The sequence below is a fragment of the Afipia sp. GW823-FHT06G09 genome, assembly GCF_058794875.1.
The window spans coordinates 1,481,740-1,507,392 of record NZ_JBXAHF010000001.1; the positions used below are offsets into that span (position 1 = coordinate 1,481,740).

The 25,653-nt window shown below is 63.3% G+C and carries 20 protein-coding genes and 1 tRNA gene; 12 read left to right on the forward strand and 9 right to left on the reverse strand.

The window, feature by feature from the left end:
* The first annotated feature begins 46 nt into the window (after window positions 1-46).
* Window positions 47-1,237, forward strand: a complete 1,191-nt coding sequence (gene carA, locus AC1Q67_RS07340; RefSeq protein WP_492234639.1) for a glutamine-hydrolyzing carbamoyl-phosphate synthase small subunit — start codon at window positions 47-49, stop codon at window positions 1,235-1,237.
* A 17-nt stretch (window positions 1,238-1,254) separates the two neighbouring features.
* On the opposite strand, the gene AC1Q67_RS07345 is transcribed toward carA, so the two are convergent.
* Window positions 1,255-2,802 carry a cation:proton antiporter gene (locus AC1Q67_RS07345; RefSeq protein WP_492234638.1) on the reverse strand — a complete coding sequence of 516 codons (1,548 nt, stop codon included), beginning with the start codon at window positions 2,800-2,802 and terminating at the stop codon, window positions 1,255-1,257.
* A 125-nt stretch (window positions 2,803-2,927) separates the two neighbouring features.
* Window positions 2,928-3,452, reverse strand: a complete 525-nt coding sequence (locus AC1Q67_RS07350; RefSeq protein ID WP_492234637.1) for a Dps family protein — start codon at window positions 3,450-3,452, stop codon at window positions 2,928-2,930.
* A 209-nt stretch (window positions 3,453-3,661) separates the two neighbouring features.
* Between AC1Q67_RS07350 and AC1Q67_RS07355 the strand changes: the two genes are divergently transcribed.
* The gene (locus tag AC1Q67_RS07355; RefSeq protein ID WP_492234636.1) at window positions 3,662-4,357 is read left to right on the forward strand and encodes a class I SAM-dependent methyltransferase; all 696 of its coding nucleotides are present in this window, start codon (window positions 3,662-3,664) and stop codon (window positions 4,355-4,357) included.
* A 220-nt stretch (window positions 4,358-4,577) separates the two neighbouring features.
* On the opposite strand, the gene AC1Q67_RS07360 is transcribed toward AC1Q67_RS07355, so the two are convergent.
* Window positions 4,578-4,877, reverse strand: coding sequence for an endonuclease domain-containing protein (locus AC1Q67_RS07360; protein WP_492234635.1), 300 nt, complete (start codon window positions 4,875-4,877; stop codon window positions 4,578-4,580).
* 138 nt (window positions 4,878-5,015) lie between these two features.
* On the opposite strand from AC1Q67_RS07360, the gene carB reads away from it, so the two are divergent.
* The 4 genes from carB (at window position 5,016) to AC1Q67_RS07380 (ending at window position 10,077) form a co-directional block, all read left to right on the forward strand.
* On the forward strand, window positions 5,016-8,480 hold the full coding sequence (gene carB, locus AC1Q67_RS07365) for a carbamoyl-phosphate synthase large subunit (RefSeq protein ID WP_492234634.1): 3,465 nt from the start codon (window positions 5,016-5,018) through the stop codon (window positions 8,478-8,480).
* A 174-nt stretch (window positions 8,481-8,654) separates the two neighbouring features.
* Window positions 8,655-9,131 (forward strand): transcription elongation factor GreA, encoded by a 477-nt coding sequence (gene greA / locus AC1Q67_RS07370; protein ID WP_024574334.1) that lies wholly within the window; start codon window positions 8,655-8,657, stop codon window positions 9,129-9,131.
* Between the two features lie 103 nt (window positions 9,132-9,234).
* Window positions 9,235-9,516 (forward strand): hypothetical protein, encoded by a 282-nt coding sequence (locus tag AC1Q67_RS07375; protein ID WP_492234633.1) that lies wholly within the window; start codon window positions 9,235-9,237, stop codon window positions 9,514-9,516.
* A 162-nt stretch (window positions 9,517-9,678) separates the two neighbouring features.
* On the forward strand, window positions 9,679-10,077 hold the full coding sequence (locus AC1Q67_RS07380; protein WP_492234632.1) for a DoxX family protein: 399 nt from the start codon (window positions 9,679-9,681) through the stop codon (window positions 10,075-10,077).
* A gap of 29 nt (window positions 10,078-10,106) precedes the next feature.
* Here AC1Q67_RS07380 and AC1Q67_RS07385 read toward each other — a convergent pair whose 3' ends face one another.
* Both AC1Q67_RS07385 and AC1Q67_RS07390 read right to left on the reverse strand, forming a co-directional pair.
* On the reverse strand, window positions 10,107-10,865 hold the full coding sequence (locus tag AC1Q67_RS07385; protein ID WP_024574331.1) for a sulfite exporter TauE/SafE family protein: 759 nt from the start codon (window positions 10,863-10,865) through the stop codon (window positions 10,107-10,109).
* A 145-nt stretch (window positions 10,866-11,010) separates the two neighbouring features.
* Window positions 11,011-11,493 carry an Lrp/AsnC family transcriptional regulator gene (locus AC1Q67_RS07390; RefSeq protein WP_024574330.1) on the reverse strand — a complete coding sequence of 161 codons (483 nt, stop codon included), beginning with the start codon at window positions 11,491-11,493 and terminating at the stop codon, window positions 11,011-11,013.
* Window positions 11,494-11,762: 269 nt separating this feature from the next.
* Here AC1Q67_RS07390 and trxB point away from each other — a divergent pair, with 269 nt between their 5' ends.
* Window positions 11,763-12,728, forward strand: coding sequence for a thioredoxin-disulfide reductase (trxB, locus tag AC1Q67_RS07395; protein ID WP_492234631.1), 966 nt, complete (start codon window positions 11,763-11,765; stop codon window positions 12,726-12,728).
* Window positions 12,729-12,730: 2 nt separating this feature from the next.
* A complete protein-coding gene (locus tag AC1Q67_RS07400; protein ID WP_006022122.1) occupies window positions 12,731-13,654 on the forward strand; it encodes a LysR family transcriptional regulator in 924 nt (307 codons plus the stop codon).
* Window positions 13,655-13,944: 290 nt separating this feature from the next.
* On the opposite strand, the gene AC1Q67_RS07405 is transcribed toward AC1Q67_RS07400, so the two are convergent.
* Entirely contained in the window at window positions 13,945-16,389 is a 2,445-nt protein-coding gene (locus tag AC1Q67_RS07405) for a heavy metal translocating P-type ATPase (RefSeq protein WP_492234630.1), read from the reverse strand.
* Window positions 16,390-16,439: 50 nt separating this feature from the next.
* Between AC1Q67_RS07405 and AC1Q67_RS07410 the strand changes: the two genes are divergently transcribed.
* On the forward strand, window positions 16,440-16,715 hold the full coding sequence (locus AC1Q67_RS07410; protein WP_492234629.1) for a metal-sensitive transcriptional regulator: 276 nt from the start codon (window positions 16,440-16,442) through the stop codon (window positions 16,713-16,715).
* Window positions 16,716-16,978: 263 nt separating this feature from the next.
* Window positions 16,979-19,390 (forward strand): EAL domain-containing protein, encoded by a 2,412-nt coding sequence (locus AC1Q67_RS07415; protein ID WP_492234628.1) that lies wholly within the window; start codon window positions 16,979-16,981, stop codon window positions 19,388-19,390.
* 27 nt (window positions 19,391-19,417) lie between these two features.
* On the opposite strand, the gene AC1Q67_RS07420 is transcribed toward AC1Q67_RS07415, so the two are convergent.
* From AC1Q67_RS07420 to AC1Q67_RS07430, 3 genes are all read right to left on the reverse strand, one after another.
* Window positions 19,418-19,494 (reverse strand) — tRNA-His (locus AC1Q67_RS07420).
* Between the two features lie 192 nt (window positions 19,495-19,686).
* Window positions 19,687-20,112: a phasin family protein gene (locus AC1Q67_RS07425; RefSeq protein WP_492234627.1), complete on the reverse strand. Its 426-nt coding sequence runs from the start codon at window positions 20,110-20,112 to the stop codon at window positions 19,687-19,689.
* 191 nt (window positions 20,113-20,303) lie between these two features.
* A complete protein-coding gene (locus tag AC1Q67_RS07430) occupies window positions 20,304-20,678 on the reverse strand; it encodes a phasin family protein (RefSeq protein WP_492234626.1) in 375 nt (124 codons plus the stop codon).
* A gap of 324 nt (window positions 20,679-21,002) precedes the next feature.
* Between AC1Q67_RS07430 and AC1Q67_RS07435 the strand changes: the two genes are divergently transcribed.
* Window positions 21,003-24,488 (forward strand): PAS domain-containing sensor histidine kinase, encoded by a 3,486-nt coding sequence (locus tag AC1Q67_RS07435; RefSeq protein WP_492234625.1) that lies wholly within the window; start codon window positions 21,003-21,005, stop codon window positions 24,486-24,488.
* Window positions 24,489-24,630: 142 nt separating this feature from the next.
* A complete protein-coding gene (locus tag AC1Q67_RS07440; RefSeq protein WP_492234624.1) occupies window positions 24,631-25,653 on the forward strand; it encodes a Fe(3+) ABC transporter substrate-binding protein in 1,023 nt (340 codons plus the stop codon).

A 25,653-nucleotide genomic window follows, 5' to 3' on the forward strand; every position in this document is an offset into this window, starting at 1 on the left:
GTTCCGCCTTTGACGCGCCGCGGCACAGGGGTTATGTGATGGGCTTATGACCACATCAGATAACTCCTCAGCCTGGCCGGACCTCAAACCGACCGCGCTCCTCGTGCTCGCCGATGGCACCGTGCTGGAAGGCTTCGGCCTCGGTGCGGAAGGCCAGGCCGTTGGCGAAGTCTGCTTCAATACGGCGATGACCGGTTATGAGGAAATCCTCACCGATCCGTCCTATGCCGGGCAGCTCATCACCTTCACATTTCCGCATATCGGAAATGTCGGCACCAACGATGAAGACATCGAAACGGTGAACATGGCGGCAACGCCGGGCGCACGCGGCGTGATCCTGCGCGCGGGCATCACCGATCCGTCGAATTATCGCGCCGCCAGGCATCTCGATGCATGGCTAAAGGCGCGCGGCATCATCGGCCTGTCGGGCATCGACACGCGCGCGCTGACCGCGCTGATCCGCAGCAAGGGCATGCCCAACGCCGTGATCGCCCACAACAAGGACGGCAAGTTCGATCTGCACGGCCTCAAGGAAGAAGCGCGCGAGTGGCCCGGCCTGGAGGGCATGGACCTCGTGCCGATGGTGACCAGCACCCAGCGCTTCAACTGGGACGAGACGCCGTGGGAGTGGAACAACGGGTTCGGCAAGCAGGACAAGCCGGAATTCAATGTCGTCGCCATCGACTACGGCATCAAGCGCAACATCCTGCGTCTGCTCGCCGGAGAAGGCTGCAAGGTCACGGTAGTCACCGCGAAGACCTCCGCCGAAGACATTCTGGCGATGAAGCCGGACGGCGTGTTCCTGTCGAACGGCCCCGGCGATCCGGCGGCGACCGGCGAATACGCCGTGCCTGTCATCAAGAAGGTGATCGAGTCCGGCACGCCGACCTTCGGGATTTGCCTTGGCCACCAGATGCTCGGCCTGGCGCTGGGCGGCAAGACCATGAAGATGCATCAGGGCCACCACGGCGCCAACCATCCGGTCAAGGATCTCACCACCGGCAAGGTCGAGATCACCTCGATGAACCACGGCTTCGCCGTGGACAAGACCACGCTGCCAACGAACGTCACCCAGACGCATATCTCGCTGTTCGACGACTCGAATTGCGGCATCGCGCTGGACGACAAACCGGTGTTCTCGGTGCAGTACCATCCCGAGGCCTCACCCGGCCCGCGCGATTCGCATTACCTGTTCAAGCGCTTCGCCGATCTGATGCGCGAGAAAAAGCGGGCTTAAGTCTCAAGCCCGCTTTACTACGACTTCGCCGCGCTGAGTTCGGCCCAGTCGAACTCCTCTTCCAGCCGGTGAAACGCGTCGTCGCCGATTTCGCCTGACTGACGCATCTCGAACAGCACAAGTCGCGCGGCATCGATCGCCTGCAACCGCACAGGATCGGCAGGCAGTTCGCTCGACATCAGACCATCCGGATTGCTTTCGGCCTGATCGAGCAACTGCCGGTATTCAAGCCGCAGCAATTCCGCCGCGGGCGAGGTGTTGCCGTCGATCGCTTCCAGCGCCGCATGCAAGGCCGCGCGGCGCGCCCAGCCGATCTCCTGACCGACCGGATCGCCATCATCCAGCGCAAACCAGTCGATCAGCGGCCGCAGCGTCAGCCCCTGAATGACGAGCGTGCCCAGCACCACCCCGAAGGCGGTGAGCAGGATCAGATCGCGATAGGGAAAGCCCACCGGCAGCGCGAACGCAGCCGCGAGCGTGACGATGCCGCGCATCCCGCACCACGAGATCAGCAGGCTGCTCTTGACCGATGGGACGCCGGATTTCCGCTCCGGGTTGTAGCCGTAGCGCAGGAGCTTCGCGCGCACGACGGTGATGTAGCACATCATCCAGACAATCCGCACCACGATCACGGTCACCAGCACGATGCCGGCGACGATGCAGTACTGCTGGCGGACCGACCCGTCGCCCAGTCCGCTCCAGATCGGCCGCAACTGCATTCCGATCAGCACGAACGCCATCACATTGAGAAGAAAGACGACCGTCTCCCACACCGCATAGGACGGCACGCGCATTCGCGCCGAGGTGAGCATCGGCACGCTGCGTGAGATGACGATGGCATAGACCACGATGGTCAGGATGGCCGACAGTTGCAGCTTCTCGGCGATGATCCAGACAACAAACGTTGTCGCGAACTGCATGATGATCGCGGTTGGCACGTCGGAGATCCGAGTCAGCAGCGGCATTATCGCCCGCGCCAGCACATAACCGGCGATGACGCTGCCGATCAGCGACAGCGTGAGCGCCGGGGCGATGCTCTCCAGACTCAACGAAGACGCCATCGCTGCGCCGACGGCGATACGATAGATCAGCAGCGCGCTGGCATCGTTGAGCAGGCTTTCACCCTCGAGAATTTTCTGGATGCGGTAAGGCAGCCGGACACTGCGCAGGATCGCCGTCGCGGCGGCGGCGTCCGGCGGCGCAACGATGGCGCCGAGCGCGACCGCCGCGGCCCACGGCATCTCCGGCACGAGCCAGCGCACCACGACGGCGACAGCCACGGTGGTCACGCCGACCGCAGCCACCACCAGCATGGCGACCGGAAGCCAGTTGTCCCGCAGATCGCGGGTGGACGTGTCGAACGCGGCGTCGAGCAGCACCGGCGCGACGAACAGCGCCAGCGCCAGATCCGGCTCAAGCGTCCAGTTGGGTGAACTGGGCAGGAGCGCAATCGCGATGCCGCCGAGCGCCAGAAAGGTCGGATAGGGCACGCCAAGACGCCGCGCCAGGGCCGACAGCAGCATGGCGCCCATCAACAGGCCGATCAGCCATTCGAATGCGTGCAAGAAACGTCTCCACCCCGCCCCGCGAAAGCGGGACGCCTTATTAGCATGGGCCGAAGACAGATCAGAATGAAACAAAACGCCCGCTACGAGGCGGGCGTTTTTCCAGAGCGCGACGTTTTTGGAAATCAGGCTTCGTTGCCGCCTTCCTGCCGCGTCGCCTCGAACAGGAACCAGGTCCGCCGCTCGGTTTCGTCGATGAAGTTCTCAAGAATGCTGGCGGAGGCCACATCCTCGGCATCGTCGCAGATCTTGTGCGCCTTGCGCATCGCGGCGGCGACCTTCTTGTTGTCGTTCATGAGTTCGCGCAGCATCTCGCGCGGCGGCACGAACTTCTCGTCATTGTCCTTGATGGTCTGCAGCTTGGCGATGTTGCCGATGGAGCGGATGGTACTGCCGCCGATCTTGCGGACACGCTCCGCCAGCACATCGGTGGTCGCGAAAATCTGATCGGACTGTTCGTCCAGCAGCAGGTGATAGTCGCGGAAATGCCGCCCGCTGATGTGCCAGTGGAAGTTCTTGGTCTTCAGATAAAGCGCGAAGGCATCGGCCAGAAGCGTGTTGAGGGCGGCAGACACCTTGGCCACGTCTGCGGTGTCGAGGTCGGTGGGCGTATCGAGATCGGGGGAAACGCTGGTCCTGGTTTTGCTCACGGCGGGGCCTTCCTGCTAGGAGATACAGATCAGGCGATGGACAGGGATCGCCAGACCTTCTAACGCATCCTGCACCCGCCGGTTCCTGCACAAGGAACCCTTCATTTGGAGGCATGGTTCTGCGGCAACGCAGGGATGCCATTAACGTAGAGGCATGATCTTCCGAAAACCGGCTTCCACTTTTCGGGATCATGCTGCCGGACAGGCCGATGGACGACTGGATCGACTATTACGATTCAACGCATACGATTTATGTCAGCAAGCTGCATCGCGATGTGCATTTCCGCGTGATCGCCAATGACATTCTCAGCTATGTGCCCTCGCCCGACGCCGTCGTGCTCGACTATTCGTGCGGGGAAGCACTGTTCGCAGCGGGGGTTGCCGCCGCCTGCCGGAAGCTCATTCTCGCCGAACCCGCGCCCGGCGTGCGCGGGCGGCTGAGTGCGCGCTTCGGCCCGAACCCGAAAATCGATGTCCGCTCCCTCGACGACCTTCAGCAATTGCCGGATCGCTCGGTCGACCTCGCGGTGATGATTTCGGTCGCGCAGTACATGACGCCGGCGGAACTCGACCGCGCCTTCAGCCTGATGCGGCGTATCCTGAAGCCGGGCGGCAAGCTCGTGCTCGGCGACATCCTGCGGCCGGAAGTGGGCGCCGCCACCGACGTGATCGCGCTGCTCAAGCTCGCGGCCAAAAACGGCTTCCTGACCGACGCGCTGTGGGGCCTCGCGCGCACCGCCCTCTCCGATTACTGGCAATTGCGCCAAAGCATCGGGCTGCAGCGCTACGGCGAGGCCGACATGCTGGCCAAGCTGAAAACCGCAGGGTTTTCGCCGGTCCGCGCCAAAACCAATGTCGGCTACAACCCGGCCCGCATGACCTTCGTGGCAACCACGCCCACCTGAGCGTCAAAAAGCCCGAAACTGCGTAAAAATGCCGGTTAATTGCGGCCTTAAAAGCCTTTCAACGCTCGGGAATCTGGTCTAAAGACACCCCGCGCGCGAGGGCAACCTGGCGCTTGGCTCAAGGGACGCGCGGATGCGCGCCCTTTTTTTGTGCCCAGTTTTTGACCTAGCCACGACCTACCCCCTCTCCCCGGCGGGGAGAGGGTTGGGGTGAGGGGGCTCATCGGGAGATGTTCAGCTCTTGAATAACGGTCTGAAGAACGCCGTCGATATTGCCCAGAACGTCATGATTCCAGAAGCGGATGACGTGATATCCGGATTCTTCAATCATTGTGCTGCGTTTGGCATCCTGATCGGTCTGTTCGGCATGCTGCCCACCGTCAATCTCAATCACCAGCTTCCGGTCCGGAGCGACAAAATCAACGATGTAACCGAAAAGCGGCTGTTGGCGCTTGAACTTGACGCCAGCCAACCGGCGGCTGCGGAGCCTGCTCCACATCAGCTTTTCCGCGTCGGTCATCCTTTGGCGCAGGGCACGAGCCCGTCCGTCCACCATAGAACCCCCTCACCCTACCCTCTCCCCCACGGGGAGAGGGTTTCAGCGCGGCGCCCTGTCTTTGCTGTCGCAAACTTCAATTCGATCCACTATTGAGCGACAATGCCTAAACGTACAGACATCTCGACGATCCTCATCATCGGCGCTGGCCCCATTGTGATCGGTCAGGCCTGCGAATTCGACTATTCCGGCACCCAGGCCGTGAAAACGCTCCGCGAAGAGGGCTATCGCATCGTCCTCGTCAATTCCAATCCGGCCACCATCATGACGGACCCGGAACTGGCGGACGCGACCTATATCGAGCCGATCACGCCGGAAATCGTCGCCAAGATCATCGAGAAGGAACGCCATGTCATTCCCGGCGGCTTCGCGCTGCTGCCGACCATGGGCGGCCAGACCGCGCTGAACTGCGCGCTGTCGCTGCGCCGTCAGGGCACGCTGGAGAAATTCGACGTCGAGATGATCGGCGCCACCGCCGACGCCATCGACAAGGCGGAAGACCGCCAGCTGTTCCGCGAGGCGATGACCAAGATCGGGCTCGAGACGCCGAAGTCGCGGCTCGCCAACGCCTCCGACCTGAAGAAGCAGTATCGCGACCAGTATCTCGCCGAGAAGGAAAAGCTCTCCGGCGAAGCGCTTGCCGAACACGAGCGCCAGTGGGTGCTGCACGAGGGTGACCGGCGCAAGCGCTATCAGGAACATGCGCTCGGTCAGGCGCTGATGGCGCTGTCCGAGATCGGCCTGCCTGCCATCATCCGCCCGTCGTTCACCATGGGCGGCACCGGCGGCGGCATTGCCTACAACCGCGAGGAATTCCTCGACATCATCGAACGCGGACTCGATGCCTCGCCGACCAACGAAGTGCTGATCGAAGAGTCGGTGCTCGGCTGGAAAGAGTACGAGATGGAGGTTGTCCGCGACAAGAAGGACAACTGTATCATTGTCTGCTCGATCGAGAACCTCGATCCGATGGGCGTGCACACCGGCGACTCCATCACCGTCGCCCCTGCCCTGACGCTGACGGACAAGGAATACCAGATCATGCGCGACGCCTCGCTGGCGGTGCTGCGCGAGATCGGCGTCGAGACCGGCGGATCGAACGTGCAGTTCGGCGTCAATCCGGCGGACGGCCGCATGGTCGTCATTGAAATGAATCCGCGCGTGTCGCGTTCGTCCGCGCTGGCCTCCAAGGCCACCGGCTTCCCGATCGCCAAGGTCGCGGCGAAGCTCGCCGTCGGCTACACGCTCGATGAAATCGCCAACGACATCACCGGCGGTGCGACGCCGGCGTCGTTCGAGCCGACCATCGACTACGTGGTCACCAAGATTCCGCGCTTTGCCTTCGAGAAATTCCCCGGCGCCTCCACCACCCTGACCACCTCGATGAAGTCGGTCGGCGAAGTGATGGCCATCGGCCGCACCTTCCAGGAAAGCTTGCAGAAGGCGCTGCGCGGCCTTGAGACCGGCCTCACCGGTCTCGACGAGATCGAAATCGAGGGCCTCGGCCAGAGCGACGACAAGAACGCGGTGCGCGCCGCGCTCGGCACGCCGACGCCCGACCGGCTGCTGCAGGTCGCGCAGGCGATGCGGCTCGGCTGGACCAACGAAGAGATCTTCACCTCGTGCAAGATCGACCCGTGGTTCCTCGCCGAAATGCGCGGCATCGTGGAGATGGAAGACAAGGTCAAGACGCACGGCCTGCCCGGCAATGCCCACGGCATGCGCACGCTGAAAGCGATGGGCTTCTCCGACGCGCGCCTTGCGGTGCTGGCCGGCAAGACCGAAGCCGAAGTAAAGTCACTGCGGCGATCCTTGAACGTGCGTCCGGTGTTCAAACGCATCGACACCTGCGCCGCCGAATTCGCATCCCCGACCGCCTACATGTATTCGACCTATGAGGCGCCGTTCGCCGGCACCGCCGCGGACGAAAGCGCACCGTCGGACAAGAACAAGGTCATCATTCTCGGCGGCGGCCCGAACCGGATCGGTCAGGGCATCGAGTTCGACTACTGCTGCTGTCACGCCTGCTTCGCGCTGCATGACGCCGGTTACGAGACCATCATGGTCAACTGCAATCCGGAAACGGTGTCCACCGACTACGACACCGCGGACCGGCTCTACTTCGAGCCGCTGACCGCCGAGGACGTGCTGGAGATCATCGACACCGAGCGCAGCAACGGCACGCTGCATGGCGTAATCGTGCAGTTCGGTGGCCAGACCCCGCTGAAACTCGCGCATGCGCTGCAAGCCGCCGACGTGCCGATCCTCGGCACTTCGCCCGACGCCATCGATCTCGCCGAAGACCGCGACCGCTTCAAGCGCGTGCTGGACAAGCTGCGTCTCAAGCAGCCGAAGAACGGCATCGCCTATTCGGTCGAACAGGCGCGCCTCGTGGCCGCTGATCTCGGTCTGCCGCTGGTCGTGCGTCCGTCCTATGTGCTCGGCGGCCGCGCCATGCAGATCATCCGCGAAGAGTTCCAGCTCGGCGATTACCTGCTCGGCACCCTGCCGGAGCTGGTGCCCGCCGACGTCAAGGCGCGCTATCCCAACGACAAGACCGGCCAGATCAACACGGTGCTCGGCAAGAACCCGCTGCTGTTCGACCGCTATCTGTCCGATGCGACCGAAGTCGACGTCGACTGCCTGTGCGACGGCAAAGATACGTTCGTCGTCGGCATCATGGAGCATATCGAGGAAGCCGGCATTCACTCCGGCGACTCGGCCTGCTCACTGCCGCCGCATTCGCTCGACGCCGCGATGATCGCCGAACTCGAACGCCAGACCCGCGAGCTCGCGCTCGGCCTCGACGTCGTCGGCCTGATGAACGTCCAGTACGCCATCAAGGACGGCGAGATCTACGTGCTCGAAGTGAACCCGCGTGCATCGCGCACCGTGCCGTTCGTCGCCAAGGTGGTCGGCATTCCGGTCGCCAAGATCGCAGCCCGCATCATGGCCGGCGAGAGGCTCGCTGACTTCAAGCTGAAGCCGCGCAAGCTCAACCATGTCGGCGTCAAGGAATCCGTGTTCCCGTTCGCGCGCTTCCCCGGCGTCGACACCGTGCTCGGGCCGGAAATGAAATCGACCGGCGAGATCATGGGCATCGACACGTCGTTCGCCGTCGCCTTCGCCAAGAGCCAGCTCGGGGGCGGCACGCGCGTGCCGCGCAAGGGAACCGTGTTCGTGTCGGTGCGCGAAATCGACAAGGCGCGCATCCTCGATGCAGTGAAAATGCTGAGCTCGCTCGGCTTCAAGGTGATCGCAACCTCGGGCACCCAGCGTTTCCTCGTGGAGAACGGGGTACCGGCGGAAAAGATCAACAAGGTGCTGGAAGGCCGCCCGCACATTGTTGACGCAATTACCAACGGCGAGGTGCAACTCGTTTTCAATACCACCGAGGGGCCGCAGGCGCTGGCCGACAGCCGCTCATTGCGACGTGCTGCCCTCTTGCATAAAGTGCCATATTACACCACTCTTTCGGGTGCACTGGCGGCGGCGCAGGGTATCCGGGCCTATCTGGGCGGGGATCTCGAGGTCCGCACCCTGCAGGGTTACTTCCCCGATTTGTGAAATTGGTAGCCGGTCGGCTTGGCCGGCGTAGTATAAAGTGGGACCAGCGGCGGGAACCGTCTCGCTGCGTTCATGTTCTCATTCGTTGCCCGGCGGCCCAAGGCGCCAAAGGGATCACATCACATGTTTCGCGCGCCCGGCCAGTTCCGACGCGCGAGATACAAGGACGGCGAAATGGTTGAGAAGGTACCGATGACACAGGGCGGATACGCCGCCTTGGAAGTTGAACTGAAGCAGCGCCAGTCGGTGGATCGCCCGCGCATTGTCGAGCAGATCGCCGAAGCGCGTTCGCATGGCGACCTGTCCGAGAACGCCGAGTATCATGCCGCGAAGGAAGCGCAGTCGCATAACGAGGGCCGCATCGCGGAACTCGAGGACAAGCTCGCGCGCGCCGACATCATCGATGTCTCAAAGCTGTCCGGCGACACCATCAAGTTCGGCGCGACGGTGACCCTGATCGACGAAGACACCGAGAAGAAGGCCGTCTGGCAGATCGTCGGCGAGACCGAAGCCGACGCCAAGAAGGGCCGCATCTCGATCACGTCGCCGCTAGCGCGCGCGCTGATCGGCAAGAAGAAGGGCACGTCCGTCGAGGTCGTCGCTCCCGGCGGCGCGAAGGCTTACGAGATCACCAAGGTGGACTGGAAGTAAGCGGGACGCTCGCAACTGCGCAATTCAGGAAATGGCCGGGACTTCCCGGCCATTTGCTTTAGGATCGCGCGAATAAATGCCGCTCCGCGGCGACGAGGAATCGATGCGGCGTTCTTCCATGACGATGCTGATGCTGGCGGCCTTTCTGGCTGCCACCGGCGCGCGTGCCGCCGAGCTTGAGATTCCGCCCCCGAGCAAGCCGAAGGAACTGTCGGTCTACGTCAACCAGCCGCACTGCACGCGCTGGACCGACGAGTGCGTGAGTTGCACGCGCGGCGCCGACGGCAAGGGACCGGCCTGCTCCAATATCGGTTTTGCCTGTCAGCCCAAGGCCACCCGCTGTATCGGCGCTGAAATTCCGCGGGATGAACAGCAGAAAAAGTAGCAGAGGTTTCCCGTCGGAAACCAAGGCACACGCACAACACCGACTTTCCGGAATTACTCCAGATCGCCTGACGAAATCGTCATCGAATCCGGCATGTCCGAATCTTCCGCTTGGCCGGACGGCGCGGTAACAAAGTACGTGGAATCAAACAGGGGGCTTTCCATGGACTTCAGATTTCTCGAACCGTACCGACCGCAACTGCTCAGCGTGCTGCGCATCATCATCGGCCTTATGCTGTTTCAGTATGGCGTCGCAAAGATTCTCAAGTTTCCACCGGACTCGCCATTCGCCAAGGTCGAACTCTTCTCATTATACGGCGCTGCAGGATCGCTCGAACTGATTCTCGGCGGCTTGCTGATCATCGGGTTGTTTAGCCGGCTGGTAGCTTTCATTCTCGCAGGCGAGATGGCCTTCGCATATTTCATCGGTCACTTTCCGAAGAATTTCTATCCTGTGATCAACGGCGGCACCGCGGCTATCACGCTCTGCTTCGTCTGTCTCTATCTGGCGAGCGCGGGCCCGGGTCCCTGGAGCGTCGACGCCTCGCGCGGCAAGGCTTGATCTCTCAAGCCGGCGCGACATGATTGCGATCATGTCCTGAGAAAGAACACGACAGTCAAAACCGCGCCGATGGCCACCACCGCGGCGCGGATTATTTTTTCCGGAACGCGGCGCGCGACCACAACGCCGTAATATCCGCCGAACACCGATGCGCCGATCGTCACCAGCGCCTGCGGCCAGTGTACAAGACCACCGGCGATCAGCAGCGCCGCCGACATGATCTGTATCAGGAACGCCACAAGAAGCTTGGTCGCGTTCGCCTTGTGGAAATTTCCGCTTTCGAGAATGGCCAGTGCCGCCAGCATCATGATGCCGGTGCCTGCGCCGAAAAATCCGCCATAGACCGCCACCACCATCATCAGCACATAGGCGGCAATTCGTGCGCCCGCATGCTGTCCGCGCGACCACGGCTCGACGAAGTTGCGGATCTGGCTGCTGAGGGCGAACAGCAAAGTGGCCAGCAACAGCAGCCACGGCACCAGCGGGCGGAAACCGCCATCGCCAATCCAGATCAGCAACAGCGCACCTGCGGCTCCGCCGATCAGTCCGATGATCGCGAATGGAATCATCTCGCGGAAATGGCTGCGGACTTCGGAGCGATAGGCCGCGACGCTGGACAGATTGCTGGGCGTCAGGGCCACCGCGCTGGTGGCGTTGGCATCGAGCGTCGGCAATCCGCAGGCCACGAGGGCGGCAAATGTAACGAACGTGCCGCCACCGGCGACAGCATTGATGGTGCCGGCGGCGAAACCAGCCAGCGCCAGCACAATGATCTGGAATAAAGTCACGTCAGTCCCATCACGCAATTGGGCAAGCGCCCGGCACGCGGCTTTTAGATGAAACCTTTGCCCGCGAGAATGCTGGGTCTCGTATGGCCTCTATGTCGTCCCGGCCTTCGCCAGGACGACATAGAAACCGAAGCCGCGAGCAGCGTCAGCCCTGCGGGACTTTCAGTTCGAGCGGAACGTCGGGCGCATTCTTGGAGTTGTGCAGCACCAGCGAGGTTCGCACATTGCGCACATGGGGCGCGGCGGTGAGATGCGAGACGAAGTTCTGGAAGGTCGCCATGTCCGGCGCGACGCATTTGAGGATGAAATCGATCTCGCCCGACAGCATCCAGCATTCGCGCACCAGCGGCTCGTGGCGGACGAACTCCTCGAACGCGCGCAGATCCGCGTCGGCCTGGCTCGACAGGTGCACCGAGGCAAACACCGTGACGTCGAAGCCGAGCGACGGCGGGTCCAGCAGTCCGCGGTAGCCGCGGATATAGCCCTCCTCCTCCAGGGTGCGGACCCGGCGCAGGCAGGGCGGCGGCGAAATGCCCACCCGCTTGGCCAGTTCGACATTGGTGATTCGGCCATCAGCCTGAATCTCATTGAGTATTTTCAGGTCGATTTCGTCGAGGCTCTTTGACACGGACACCTAATCCCCTGGCGACCGGATATTTCCGGCCTTTTGCAAAACTGTTCTAGCCAGCGGCACGGCTTCGCGCAATTTTATTTCGCGCCATGAGCTATCTCATGTCTAGCTGGGGAAAATTTCATGATAGGGGTTGCATATCTTGCATAGCTCACAGGATGGCCTACATTCGGAACATGCACTTTTAACAGCGCAGCGATGCCTTTGCGGGCATTTCCCGCCTCTTCGCTGATCAATCCATGCAACAAACTCCTAAGGGTCGGGCTATGGCCGCTCCTATTCATGCCAAGGTTGTCATCATCGGTTCAGGACCGGCGGGTTACACCGCCGCAATTTACGCCGCACGCGCCATGCTTGAGCCCGTGCTGATCCAGGGCATTCAGCCCGGCGGCCAGCTCACCATCACCACCGACGTCGAGAACTATCCGGGATTTGCCGACGTCATCCAAGGCCCCTGGCTGATGGAGCAGATGGAGAAGCAGGCGGCGCATGTCGGCACCAAGATCGTCACCGATCACGTCAACAAGCTCGAACTCGGCCAGCGCCCCTTCCGCATCTCGACCGACAGCGGCGACGTCTATCTGGCTGACACGGTGATCCTCGCCACCGGCGCGCAGGCCCGCTGGCTCGGATTGCCTTTCGAGGAGAAGTTCAAGGGCTTCGGCGTCTCGGCCTGCGCCACCTGCGACGGCTTCTTCTACCGCAACAAGGAAGTGTTCGTGGTCGGCGGCGGCAACACCGCCGTCGAGGAAGCGCTGTTCCTGACCAACTTCGCCTCGCAGGTCACGCTGATTCACCGCCGCAACAGCCTGCGCGCGGAGCGCATTTTGCAGGATCGCCTGTTCAAGCACCCGAAGATCAAGGTGATCTGGGACAGCGAAGTCGCGGATATCCGCGGCCAGGACAATCCTTCCAAGGTGACCCACGTCGTGCTGAAAAACATCAAGAGCGGCGCGGTGACCGAACACGCCGCCGACGGCGTCTTCGTCGCCATCGGCCATGCTCCGGCGACCGAGCTCGTCGCCGGCCAACTCAAACTGAAGCCCTCCGGCTATATCGAGATCGCACCGCATTCCACCGCGACCTCGGTGCCCGGCGTCTTCGCCGCGGGCGACGTCGCGGATGAAACCTATCGCCAGGCCGTGACGGCTGCGGGCCTCGGCTGTATGGCGGCGCTGGAAGCGGAACGCTTCCTGGCGCACAGCGCCACCGAACGCGCAGCGGCGGAGTGACCATGCCACGAACACGCGACGGATTAAGCGATATGGATTGGGACAAGCTGAAGGTCTTTCACGCGGCGGCGGAAGCGGGAAGCTTCACGCATGCCGGCGAACAGCTCGGGCTGTCGCAGTCGGCCGTGTCGCGCCAGGTCAGCGCGCTGGAGCAGGAACTGGCGGTCTCGCTGTTTCATCGCCATGCGCGCGGACTGATCCTCACCGAACAGGGCGACTTGCTGTTCCGCACGGCGCATGACGTGTTCATGCAGTTGCAGGCGGCGCGCGCGAAGCTCACCGACAGCCGCGAGCGGCCGAGCGGCGACCTCAAGGTGACCACCACGCCGGGCGTCGGCATCAACTGGCTGATCCCGCGGCTCGGCGAGTTCACCGCGCTGTATCCGGACATCCGCATTTCGCTGATCGTCACCGACGAGGAACTCGACCTGTCGATGCGCGAAGCCGATGTGGCGATCCGCACCCGCAAGCCGACCCAGCCGGATCTCATTCAGCGCAAGCTGTTCTCGATGGGCTTCCATGCCTATTGCTCGCCGGAATACGTCAAGCGCCACGGCACCCCGCGCACGCTGGACGAACTGGACGCACACCGGATCATCGTCCTCAGCGACCAGAACGTGCCGCAGCACCTGCAAAACCGGAACTGGCTGATCGAGGCCAATACCAACGGGTCCGGGCCGCGCGAGCCGGTGTTCAAGGTCAACAACATCCTGGGCCTGGTGCGCGCCTGCCAGCAGGGCCTCGGAATCGCGGCGCTGCCGGACTATCTGGTCGAGGACAACAACCGTCTCGTGCAGCTGTTCAGCGAGGCGGACTCGATTCAATTGGATACGTATTTTGTCTATCCCGAAGAATTGAAGTCCGTGGCGCGCGTGCAGGTTTTCCGTGATTTTATCGTGAGTAAGGCGCAGCGCTGGCCGTCCTGATGCTGTTCAAACGGACGTTTGAGCCCGCATCCTGAGCATGACTGACATACCGGGATCGGAGTTGTCCGCATGGGAAATCGCGGACCATACTCTCCCCACACTGAATGAGCGTTCTGCACACTGTCCCCCTCCTCCAGCGGAACGCGCGCTCAGTTATCCCTCTTGGAAGGTGATTGTGTCGGCCTCACGTGGCCAAAAACTAAACAGGCCGGGCTTTTTAGCCCGGCCTTTTTTCATGCGCATGTTCCCTTGCTATCGCGCATGACCCGAACAACTTCGAATGAAGCCTCTTATGATTGAAGCTTCATGCGCGCCAACCGCAGCGCATTGCCGATCACGCTGACTGACGACAGCGCCATGGCCGCAGCGCCGATCATCGGCGACAGCAGAATCCCGAACACCGGATAAAGCACACCCGCCGCGACCGGAATGCCGGCTGCGTTGTACAGGAAGGCAAACGCCAGGTTCTGGCGGATATTGCGCATCGTCGCCCGCGACAGTTGCCGGGCTTCCACCAGCCCCATCAGATCGCCGCGCAGCAGCGTGATGCCCGCGCTTTCAATCGCCACATCGGTGCCGCTGCCCATGGCGATGCCGACATCGGCCGCGGCAAGCGCGGGAGCGTCGTTGATGCCGTCACCGGCCATCGCCACCACGCGGCCCTCGCCGCGCAGACGCGTTACCACATCGCCCTTGCGCTCGGGCAGAACGTCAGCCTCCACGTCGCTGATGCCAAGCGTCTTCGCCACCGCCTGCGCCGTCGTCACATTGTCGCCGGTCAGCATGACAATGCGCAGACCGCTGGCGCGCAGTTGCTTGAGCGCCTCAGGCGCACTCGGCTTGACCGGATCGGCAATGGCGATGACGCCCGCAGCGCGGCCATCGACCGCGACATAGATCGCGGTCGCACCGCGCTCGCGCTGGTCGCGTGCGTCCTTCTCCAGTGCCTTCGTGTCGACGCTCGACTGCTGCATGATCACGGCATTGCCGATTACGATGCGGCGGCCATCGACAGTACCGGTCGCGCCCTTGCCCACAGGCGAGTCGAAACCCTGCACATCGGAAAGCGCGAGACCTTCCTCCTTCGCGGCGTTCAGGATCGCAAAGGCCAGCGGATGCTCGCTGGCGCGCTCGACGCTGGCGGCCAGCCGCAGCAGTTCGCCGCGATCAAAGCCATCGGCGGCGATCACAGCGACCACCTTCGGCTTGCCTTCGGTCAGCGTGCCGGTCTTGTCGATCACCAGGGTGTCGACCTTCTCCATCCTCTCCAGCGCCTCGGCGTCGCGGACGAGAATGCCTGAGCGCGCGCCGCGGCCGACGCCGACCATAATCGACATCGGAGTCGCAAGACCAAGCGCGCAGGGACACGCGATGATGAGAACAGTCACCGCGGCAACCAGCGCATAGGTGAATCGGGGCTCGGGACCGAACACCGCCCATGCCGCGAACGCCGCGAGCGCCGCCGCGATCACCACCGGCACGAACCAGCCTGCGACCTGATCGGCGAGCCGCTGCACCGGCGCACGCGAGCGCTGCGCCCGCGCCACGAGATCGACAATGCGCGCCAGCATGGTGTCACGGCCGATCCTGTCGGCGCGGACCACAAGGCCGCCGCTCTGGTTGACAGTGCCGCCGATCACCTGCGCGCCGATCGCCTTCTTCACCGGCATCGACTCGCCGGTGACGAGGGACTCATCGACCAGCGACGATCCCTCGGCGACGGTGCCATCGACCGGGACTTTTTCACCCGGCCGCACCCGGAGCAGATCACCCACCGCGATGGCGTCGATATCGATGTCCTCGTCGCCGGTCTGCGAGACGCGCCGCGCCGTCTTCGGAGCAAGTCCGAGCAATGCGCGGATCGCGCCTGACGTGCGCGCCCGGGCGCGCAGTTCGAGCACCTGCCCCAGCAGAACGAGAACAGTGATGACGGCGGCCGCTTCGAAGTACACCGCGACCGCGCCGTGGTGATCACGGAATGCGTCCGGAAACATCTGTGGCGCCAGCGTCGCGACCACGCTGTAAATGTAGGCGACGCCGGTGCCCATCGCGATCAGCGTGAACATGTTGAGATTGCGAGTCCTGATCGACTGCCAGCCGCGCTCGAAGAACGGCCAGCCGGCCCACAGCACCACCGGCGTCGCCAGCGCAAACGACAGCCAGTTCGAGGTTTGCAGCGGCAGCAGGTGGATGCCGCCGAGATGCGCCGCCATGTCGATGACAAACACCGGCAGCGTCAGCGCGAGACCGATCCAGAAGCGGCGCGTCATGTCGATCAGTTCGGGATCGGGCGCATCATCCAGCGAAACGGTTTCGGGCTCGAGGGCCATGCCGCAGATCGGGCAGCTCCCCGGCCCGACCTGTCGCACCTCGGGATGCATCGGACAGGTGTAGATGGTGCCTTCTGGCATCTTCTCTTCAGGCTGTGACGATTTCGGCGCGAGATACTTTTCCGGATCGCCTTCGAACCTGGTCCGGCAGCCCGCCGAGCAGAAGAAATGGTCCTGCCCCTTGTACGCAAGGCGATGCTTCGCGGTCGCCGTGGTGACGGTCATGCCGCAGACCGGATCGATCGCCTGACCCGCTTGATCTCCATCAACGTGGCCGTGGCTCGCCACATGGGAATGGTGGTGCGCGTGAGCGTGCTCGTCGTGGCTGTGACCGCCAGAACCTTGGTGGTTTTGCCCGCCGCAGCAACTGCCCTTGCCGTTGCTCTGATGATCCGATGATGCCACGGCCCATTCTCCTCTTGCAACTTATACCCTATGGGGGTATATAGTATGGCATGCGCAAGGAAATCAAGTTGTCGTGCCTGAAAAGGCTGAAACGGATCGAAGGCCAGGTTCGCGGTCTCGCGGGAATGGTCGAGGATGATCGCTATTGCATCGACATCGTCACGCAGATCGCAGCCGCCCGTGCAGCGCTGCGGCGGGTCGAGGAAGAGGTCCTGCGCGATCATGTCGCCCATTGCGTGGAGCATGCGATCACGTCGGGCGACAAGGCCGACCAGCGGCGCAAGATCGCCGAACTGATGGATGTCGTGAGCCGCGCGGACCGCTAACGGACGAGAGAACAATCATCTCATCGTCTCATGGTTTACTGCGCGTTAGTCCCCGGTTTCCTGCGGGATACTTCGCTCGCATACGAAAAGTGATTGCGGCACAGGGTTTTTCGCGATTGTTCGCTGTGCGTACACATCGCAACGATAGCCGATAGCACCCCGCGCAACCACATCCGTCAAACCTGCGCCGGCGAGTTTACCTCTTCTTACGCAATTCCCCGTACCTGCCGACGCTTGCGTATTCTCGCGTCCCAGGTTGCCCAATGCTGAAAGTCTATAACTGCATCGCCACCGCCCATGATCTGCGGCTTGTGGGGCTCGCGGCCGTCATCTGCGCCATCGCGTCGCTCGCGGCGATCAACCTGCTCAGACATGCCCGTCTGTCGACCGGTCACATGCGCAAGGTCTGGCTTGCGGTCTCCGCCATTTCGACCGGCTTCGGCATCTGGTCCACGCATTTCATTGCGATGCTGGCGTTCTCGCCCGGAATTCCGAACGGCTACAACATCTCCCTGACAGCACTGTCGCTGATCGCCGCGATCGTGCTGACAGGTGCCGGTCTTGCGATGTCGATGCAGCCGAAATGGCGGCTGGGACCGTGGCTCGGCGGCGCCGTGGTCGGTGGCGGCATCGCTACGATGCATTATCTCGGCATGGCGGCGTTTGAGATCGAAGGAACGATCCTCTGGGACCCGACGCTCGTGGTGGCTTCCATTGTTCTGGGAGCCCTGATCGGCGCAGCGGCGCTGCCGGCGGGTCTCCATGGTCAATCGGAGCGATGGAAAGCCACCGGCGCGCTGCTCCTGACCCTTGCGATCTGCAGTCATCATTTCACCGCCATGGGCGCCGCATCGATCATGCCGGACCCAACCATCAAGGTGTCGCAGCAGGCCTTGCCGGCTGCATGGCTCGCCTTCAGCGTCGCGGTCGCAAGCTTTACCATCATCATCCTCGCGTTGGCCGGCCTCGCGCTGGACATCCGCGATCAGCGCCGCTCGGTGCTTGAAGCCGAGCGCATGCGCGGTCTCGCCAATGCCGCGGTCGAAGGCCTTCTGGTCTGCGACGGCGATATCGCTGTGACCGTCAACACCAGTTTCGCGCAGCTTGTCGGCTCAACGTCGGACAAGCTCATCGGTACGAACCTGCAATCGTACATTCCGGATGCCGGCGCGCGTGCGAAACTGTTCGCCGCCCCTAACCAGCCGGTGGAGGCCGATCTTCGTCACGCCGACGGATCGATGATTCCGGTCGAACTGATCCTGCGTCCGATCGACTTCGCCGGGCATGCGCATCACGTCATCGCCGTGCGCAACCTGCAGGCGCGCAAGAAGGCTGAGCAGCACATCCGCTATCTTGCGCATCACGATGCGCTGACCTCGCTGCCGAACCGCGGCACGTTCCATGCGCGGCTCGATCATGAGATCGCCGCCACCATGGCAGGCGGGCAGAAGTGCGCCGTGCTCTGCTTCGACCTCGACAGGTTCAAGGAGGTCAACGATCTGTTCGGACACGCGGCCGGCGACAAGGTGCTTCAGACCGTCGCCTCACGGGTTACCGCGATCCTCGACAAGACATGCATGGTCGCGCGCCTCGGCGGCGATGAATTCGCGGTCCTTGTCCCCGGACTGTCGAACCCGGCCACGGCCGGACGGCTGGCCGAGCGCATTATCGAGGCACTGCGATCCGACGGGGATAAATCCGACAGCGAGAACATGACCTCGTGCAGCATCGGCATCGCAATCTGCCCGGACGATGCGGACAACCGTGAGACGCTGCTCACCCACGCCGACACGGCGCTCTACCGCGCCAAGATGGAAGGCCGCGCCACCTACCGCTTCTTCGAAGCGAAAATGGGCGCGGAAGTTCACGACCGTCGTGTGCTGGAGCACGATCTGCGGCAGGCGGTGTCGCGCGGCGAGTTCACTCTGGTCTATCAGCCGCAGGAAGACATCCAGAGCAGGACCGTGGTCGGCTTCGAAGCCCTGTTACGCTGGAATCACAAGACCCGCGGTTCGATTTCACCGGCCGTATTCATTCCGATCGCAGAGGAAACCGGCGCGATTCTTGGCATCGGCGAATGGGTCCTGCGCGAAGCGTGCAAACAGGCCGCGAGCTGGCCGCAGCCTCTCACCATTGCCGTCAACGTCTCGGCGGTTCAGATCTACAACGAGAACTTCGTGCAGCTCGTGCATGAGGTGCTGCTGGAAACCGGCCTCGCGCCCGGCCGGCTCGAACTCGAAATCACCGAGACCGCGCTGGTGCGCGATCTCAACCGCGCGCTCACCACGCTGCGGCGGATCAAGGCGCTCGGCGTGCATATCGCGATGGACGATTTCGGCACCGGCTATTCGTCGCTCTCCAACCTGCGCGCATTCCCGTTCGACAAGATCAAGATCGACGGTTCGTTCATCAAGTCGGTCAACACCAACGAGCAGGCCGCGACCATCGTGCGCGCCGTGCTGGGCCTCGGCCGCGGTCTCGGTCTGCCGGTGCTGGCGGAAGGCGTCGAGACACCGGCGGAGCTGGCATTCCTGCAATCGGAATTGTGCAACGAGGTTCAGGGCTATCTCGTCGGGCGGCCCGCCGCGATCGGGACCTTCGCAACCCTCACCCATCCCGGAAGCGGGCCTGCAACAGGCGAGGAAATCCGCGTCCTGCTGGCGCAGTCGGCCTGAGACTTCGGATTTTCGGGGCTTTGGAAGTGGTACAGTTGGGTGGGATCGAACCACCGACCTCCGGATCCACAATCCGGCGCTCTAACCAGCTGAGCTACAACTGCATTTTTCAATCGACGGCAGCCAATCGGCTGCCCCGCCGAGGGCGGCGATTTCGCGGGAAACTAGGTGCAACGCCGCGCTTTGGCAAGACGCTTTGACCTGCCGAAATCACGTCACGAACAACTCGTTATGGGTGACCGCGAAACCGCAAACGGTTCATTCGCGCCGGCCCTGCCCGGTAACAAATTCCGGGATCAAACGCCGGGCTTGAAGGCCTTTGCCGCGCCGGCGGCGATCGGCTCGACGGCCGCAGCCGCCGCCTTCTGGGTCATGGCCGCGAGGTCCTGGGACTGCGCGGTCAGAACCTCGAACTGCTTGCGGGCGTGAGCATTCATCAGTTCGAAGGCTTCCGGCAGCGATTTCACGCCCATCAGGCTCTGGGTGAAGGCGAACGCGGCTTCGGTGTTGGTTTGCGCCATTCCGATCACCTTCGAGGTGAAATCGCCGGCGCTCCTGGTGGACTGCTCGACCAGCGCCTCGAGTGCCCCATTGTTGGAAACGGCTGCGTCCTTGAGCTTCTGGTAGCCGTCACGGGCCTGGAAAACGCCCATCTCGGCGAAGGCGCGAAACTGCTCGGGAACCTTGAAGGGGACAACAGCGAATGGATCGTTCGCGCTCATAAAGGCAGTCCTTGTGTCTGGAAGTGAAGCCGCCGGAACGGCGCAACCGGCCGCGGGCCCATCAAGGCTGGCGGCGGTCTTTTTCTATTTGGCACTATACGGGGGATTTTGTGCATTGCAACAAGGCTGGCGCATGCCTGATCCGGCGCGAGCGCCGGATCGACCCTCCAAAATGGCCTGTGCCGGACAGGTTATTTGGGCTTGGTGGCATCCATGGCGGCACGGGTCACGGTCTGCCCCATTTCACTGGCCTGCTCGGCCAGCGCCCGCATCTGCCCCTGCACGTATTCGGTGTGGAGACGCATGACCTCGGTGAGGTCCTTGGCGTGAATCAGCTGTTGCGCGTAGGCCAGCGAGGTCTGCACGTTCTTTTCCGCAAACGCGATGGCCTTGGCGCTGATCTCCTTGGCGGTGCTGCCCGGACCACCAAGCGCCGAGCCGCCGAACGCCGCCGCCGTCTGCTGCGCGTTGCTGATGAAGGTCTCGAATGCCTTGCGTGCCTGTTCGAGGCTCGCTTCCGCCATCGATCGCATTTCCTTCGGAATCTCGAACTGATTGCCAGTCATATCGCGCCCTCCTGTTACATTCGGGTCCTGCCGGACCCGTGTCCGCAATTCACCGCCGGGTGGCACCACATATGACGCAGCGCAACGACAGTTCCTGCATGTCCATCGTGAACGTTTGAATATCTTTTGCAACACCCAACGTCCGAGCGGCGTCGGGGTTCAGCGCAGGCCCGAGGGAATTAACGTTATCGCTGGTTTGGAGCGGTAGTCTCGCGCCGCACTGGTGGACCTTGCGGCAGCCGCGCCATACTAATCATTTGTTAAGGCTGTCCGATCCACCTCCCGCGCCCCAATCAGGCGCCACGAAAGCGAGACACAGACCCGTTGCCCAAGACCCGCGAAGCCGACTTCCAGCTCCATGGCATCCGCGATCCGCGCCTTGCGGTTCACGCGACAAGCAGCTTGCCTGCGTGGGTCTGGTCGCTCGACGGCGCGCACATTCTCTGGACCAACACAGTCGGAGCGCGGCTGTTCGGCGAACGCAGTGCCGCCGCCCTTGCCGAGAAAACCATCGGCCCCGCCGACCCGCATCGCCGCCAGGCCGCGCAGCTGGCAGCGCGATTGTCACCGTCAGGCGCATCACGGCTTGAACGGCTGCGCGGTTTCGGCGCGCCGCTCGGCCGCCTGCTGACATGTTCCTGCGCGCGGCTCACCTTCGCGGACGGAAGCGCCGGGATTCTCATCGCCGCCGCCGATCCTGCCGGACGTCCGATGCCGCTCACCGAGCGGCTTGCGCATCTGGTCGACAGCATTGCCATGCCGGCCATGACATTCACACCGAACGGCGCGCTGGCGGGCGCGAACGAAGCTGCGAAGACATTCCCCGGATTGTTCAACGATCTGACCGGGCCCGGATTCGACGACGCACGCACCGGCGCCCTGCGGAACGGACAATCGATCCTGCAAATGGACTCCAGCCGCGTCACGGTCCATCGCGTCGGCAGCGGCGACGAAACCGCCCTGGTTGCATTGATCGATCCCGTGATCGTGCCCAAGCCGGTGCCGAAGCCGACGCCAGTGGTGCTGGCTCCGGAAGCGGCGGAGCCGGTGCGGGCAAGCGGCACGGAGCATGCTGAGCAGACTGCACCCGCTGAACCCGCTCCGGCTGAAACAAAAACGCCAGCACAGGTTTCCGGCCAGACAACCGCACACGGCGTGACCCCGGTCGATCTTTTCGAATCCGTGTTCGATGACTCGTCCGAACCGGAAGCGCCAGCTCAGACTGTTGCGGACACCGCAGCGCCTCGGCACATCGCGAGCGAAGAACCTGAGCCAGCCGCAGATGCAGACGCGCCGCGCGGAGAGCCCACGCATCACGACAGGCCAGCGGAAAACGTCACGCGCATCTATATTGATGACGAACGACGCCAACCCTCTGCTTCGGCCGACGCCGGCGATGTATCGGCAACGCTGCTTGAGATGGACGGCCCGCCACTGACGCCGCGGCGGCATCCGCTGCGCTTCATGTGGCACATGGACGAGGACAGCCGCTTCTCGCTTGGCTTCGACGAATTCAGCCGCCTGATCGGCGCGCGCACGGCTGCCGCGTTCGGCCGGCCGTGGGGCGAGATCGCCGATGCGCTCGGCCTCGACCCCGAGGGCCAGGTCGCGGCCGCCGTCGCCACCCGCGACACCTGGAGCGGCATTGTCGTGAACTGGCCTGCCGACGGCGCAGGCGCCCGGCTGCCGGTCGAACTGTCAGGACTGCCGCTCTACGACCGCGCCGGGAATTTCCTGGGCTATCGCGGCTTCGGCATCTGCCGCGACGTCGAAGGCATGGCGCGGCTCGCCGCCCAGCGCCATGACGACGTGTTGTATGCGCCGAAGCCTCCGGCGGCGGCGCAGCCCGGCGAACCGCCGCGGCAAGACACGACGGCGCCCGAGCCGGTCAGCGAACACATTGTGGACGAGCCGCCAGCAAGCATGCTTCCGTCAGAGACGGTGGTGCATGCCGCGGACAGCGTGCAAGATAACTTCCCAAGGGACACTGTCCCGAGAACGGAGCAGAAACCCATGGTGGACACTCCGCAGAACGTCGTGCCGTTCCCGGTGGCCGAACCGAAATCGCCGACGCTGACGGCTGTCGAAAGCAACGCGTTCGACGAACTGGCGCGGCGGCTGTCGGCGCGTCTGGAGAATGCAGCCGAGGACGAAATGCTCACCGACGCCTCCGTCGCCGAACTGTTTGCCGCCGACGACGCTGCGCCGCCCCATGCACCCGTGTCCGAACCGCCCGCGCTTGAACATCCTCCCGCATTTCTCCAGCCCGAGCCAATCCTGCCGCGTGCCAATGCCGCACAGGATTCGCTGTTGCTCGACCGCCTGCCGGTCGGTGTGCTGGTGTATCGGCTCGACCGGCTGATCTACGCCAACAAGGCGTTTCTCGCCTCCACCGGCTATGAAGACCTTCACGCGCTGACAGAGGCCGGCGGTCTCGATGCGCTGACTGTCGAGGCCGGTGCGGGCTCTGCCAGCAGCACCTCCGAGACCGGCACGCCTGTCGTGATCGCGGCCACCAGCAAGAGCGGCCCGGACAAGGGCGAGCCCGCCGACGCCCGGCTGTTCGCCATCACATGGGACAACGAGCCGGCGCATGCGCTGGTGTTTTCCGGTCCGCGCGCCGAGCCAAGAGGCGAACCAAGGATCGAACCCGCGCCGGCAATCGCCATCACGCCGGTCACGGTCGCCAGCGACGACACCACACAGGCCGAAGAACTCGGCACCATTCTCGACAACACCGCCGAGGGCGTCATTGTCTTCGACGCTCAGGGCCGCGTCCTTTCCTGCAATCGCAGCGCCGAGATTCTGTTCGGCCGTGACGACAACGAAATGGCGACGCTCGGTCTGACCGATCTGTTCGCAGCGGACAGCCAGCGCGCCGTGCAGGACTATGTGAGCGAGGTCAGGACCGCCGCGGTGACGAGTCTGCTCAACCACGACCGCGAGATGCTGGGCCGCGCCCGTGACGGCAGCGTCATTCCATTGTCGATGACCCTGGGCCGCACACGGCCGGACGGCGCACGCCTTTTCGCGATCTTCCGTAACCAGTCGCAGACACGGAAAAGCGAAGGCGAACTGGTGCAGGCGCGGCGGCAGGTCGAGCGTGCGACGACAGCGCGCGCCGACATCCTCGGGCGGATCAGCCACGAGGTTCGCATGCCGCTCAGCGCCATCATCGGCTTCGCCGACGTGATGATCGACGAACGCTTCGGCGCGCTCGGCAACGAACGCTATGTCGAATACATGAAAGACATCCGCGCGTCCGGGCAGCGTGTGATCGCGATCATCGACGATCTGCTGGACCTGTCGCGCATCGAAACCGGCAAGATGGAGCTCTCGTTCGCAAGCCAGGACCTCAACAGCATGGTCGAGCAATGTGTCGCGGTGATGCAGCCGCAGGCCAATCGCGAGCGCATCATCATCCGCACCTCGCTCGCCCATGCGCTGCCGACGGTGAAGGCCGATGCCCGCGCGCTGCGCCAGATCGCGCTGAACCTGATCGGCAATTCGATTCATCTGGCCAATGCCGGCGGGCAGGTCATCGTCTCGACCGCCACCACCGATTTCGGCGACATCGTGCTGCGCGTCCGCGACACCGGCACCGGTCTCAACGACAACGAGATCGCCGCCGCCATGGCGCCGTTCCGCACGACGGGCGCATCGGACCAGACGGCGGATGGCTCGGTGGTGAACCTGTCGCTGACGAAGGCGCTGGTCGAAGCCAACCGCGCGCAATTCCACATCAAGACCGCGCCGCATTCGGGCACGCTGATCGAGGTCGTGTTCTCGCACGCCAGCGCGATCGCCTGATCGCCACTCTGGAATCTCTCTAAATCAGCGATCTCGCGACATCGCGCCGCGTGAATGTGCGCGCTCTCTGCGCTACAGAACCGGCACCGCGCGCTGCAACGCTCAGCGCCGCGATGCTCATCAAAGCTGCCGGAGCCTCATCATGTCACGATCTCGCATTCTCGCCGCCGCAACCGTCATCGCTTCCGCGATGACCCTGAATGCGGCCGCATTCGCCCAATCCGGCGAGGTCAACGTGTACAGCTATCGTGAGAACAAGCTGGTGCAGCCGCTGATCGACGCCTTCACCAAGGACACCGGCATCAAGGTCAATATCGTCTCGGCGAGTTCCGGCCTTGAGCAGCGCATCAAGTCGGAAGGCGCCAACAGTCCCGCCGACGTGCTGCTGACGGTCGATATCGGCCGCATCGATGAAGCCGTGCAGGCCGGGGTGACCCAACCGATCAAGTCAGACGTCATCGACAAGGTCGTACCGGCGCAATATCGCGATCCCGACGGCCACTGGGCCGGCATCTCGATGCGCGCGCGCGTGATCTACGCCTCCAAAGACCGCGTCAAGCAGGACGCCATCACCTATGAGGAACTCGCGGACCCGAAGTGGAAGGGCAAGATCTGCATCCGCTCCGGTCAGCACATCTATAACAACGCGCTGTTCGCGGCCTATGTCGCGCATCACGGCGAAGCGAAAGCCGAAGAATGGCTGCGCGGCGTCAAGGCCAATCTCGCGCAGAAGCCGTCCGGCGGCGACCGCGAGCAGGCGCGCGACGTCGCGGCGGGCAAGTGCGATCTCGCCATCGGCAACACCTATTACTGGGCGCTGATGAACAACGACCCCGACAAGAAGCCATGGGCGGAAGCCACCAGGGTGATCCTGCCGACCTTCGCAGGCGGCGGCACCCATGTGAATCTGTCCGGCGTACTGCTGGCGAAGAACGCGCCCAACCGCGCCAATGCAGTCAAGTTCATCGAATGGTTGGCCGGCGAACACGCGCAGCACCTCTATGCCGATGCCAACTACGAATATCCGGTCCGCGCCGGCGTCGCCGTCAATCCGACCATCGCAGGCTACGGCAAGTTGAACCCCGACGCACTGCCGATCGCGAAGATCGCGGCCAGTCGCAAGGCCGCCTCCACGCTGGTCGACAAGGTCGGCTTCGACAATTGA

Coding starts and splice junctions, on each gene's coding strand:
- AC1Q67_RS07415 (WP_492234628.1), top strand. CDS start 16,979: ATGCTGAAAGTCTATAACTGCATCGCCACCGCCCATGATCTGCGGCTT.
- carA (WP_492234639.1), top strand. CDS start 47: ATGACCACATCAGATAACTCCTCAGCCTGGCCGGACCTCAAACCGACC.
- AC1Q67_RS07430 (WP_492234626.1), bottom strand. CDS start 20,678: ATGACTGGCAATCAGTTCGAGATTCCGAAGGAAATGCGATCGATGGCG.
- AC1Q67_RS07360 (WP_492234635.1), bottom strand. CDS start 4,877: ATGACCGACGCGGAAAAGCTGATGTGGAGCAGGCTCCGCAGCCGCCGG.
- AC1Q67_RS07425 (WP_492234627.1), bottom strand. CDS start 20,112: ATGAGCGCGAACGATCCATTCGCTGTTGTCCCCTTCAAGGTTCCCGAG.
- AC1Q67_RS07400 (WP_006022122.1), top strand. CDS start 12,731: ATGCCACGAACACGCGACGGATTAAGCGATATGGATTGGGACAAGCTG.
- greA (WP_024574334.1), top strand. CDS start 8,655: ATGGTTGAGAAGGTACCGATGACACAGGGCGGATACGCCGCCTTGGAA.
- carB (WP_492234634.1), top strand. CDS start 5,016: ATGCCTAAACGTACAGACATCTCGACGATCCTCATCATCGGCGCTGGC.
- AC1Q67_RS07440 (WP_492234624.1), top strand. CDS start 24,631: ATGTCACGATCTCGCATTCTCGCCGCCGCAACCGTCATCGCTTCCGCG.
- AC1Q67_RS07355 (WP_492234636.1), top strand. CDS start 3,662: ATGGACGACTGGATCGACTATTACGATTCAACGCATACGATTTATGTC.
- AC1Q67_RS07380 (WP_492234632.1), top strand. CDS start 9,679: ATGGACTTCAGATTTCTCGAACCGTACCGACCGCAACTGCTCAGCGTG.
- trxB (WP_492234631.1), top strand. CDS start 11,763: ATGGCCGCTCCTATTCATGCCAAGGTTGTCATCATCGGTTCAGGACCG.
- AC1Q67_RS07375 (WP_492234633.1), top strand. CDS start 9,235: ATGCGGCGTTCTTCCATGACGATGCTGATGCTGGCGGCCTTTCTGGCT.
- AC1Q67_RS07410 (WP_492234629.1), top strand. CDS start 16,440: ATGCGCAAGGAAATCAAGTTGTCGTGCCTGAAAAGGCTGAAACGGATC.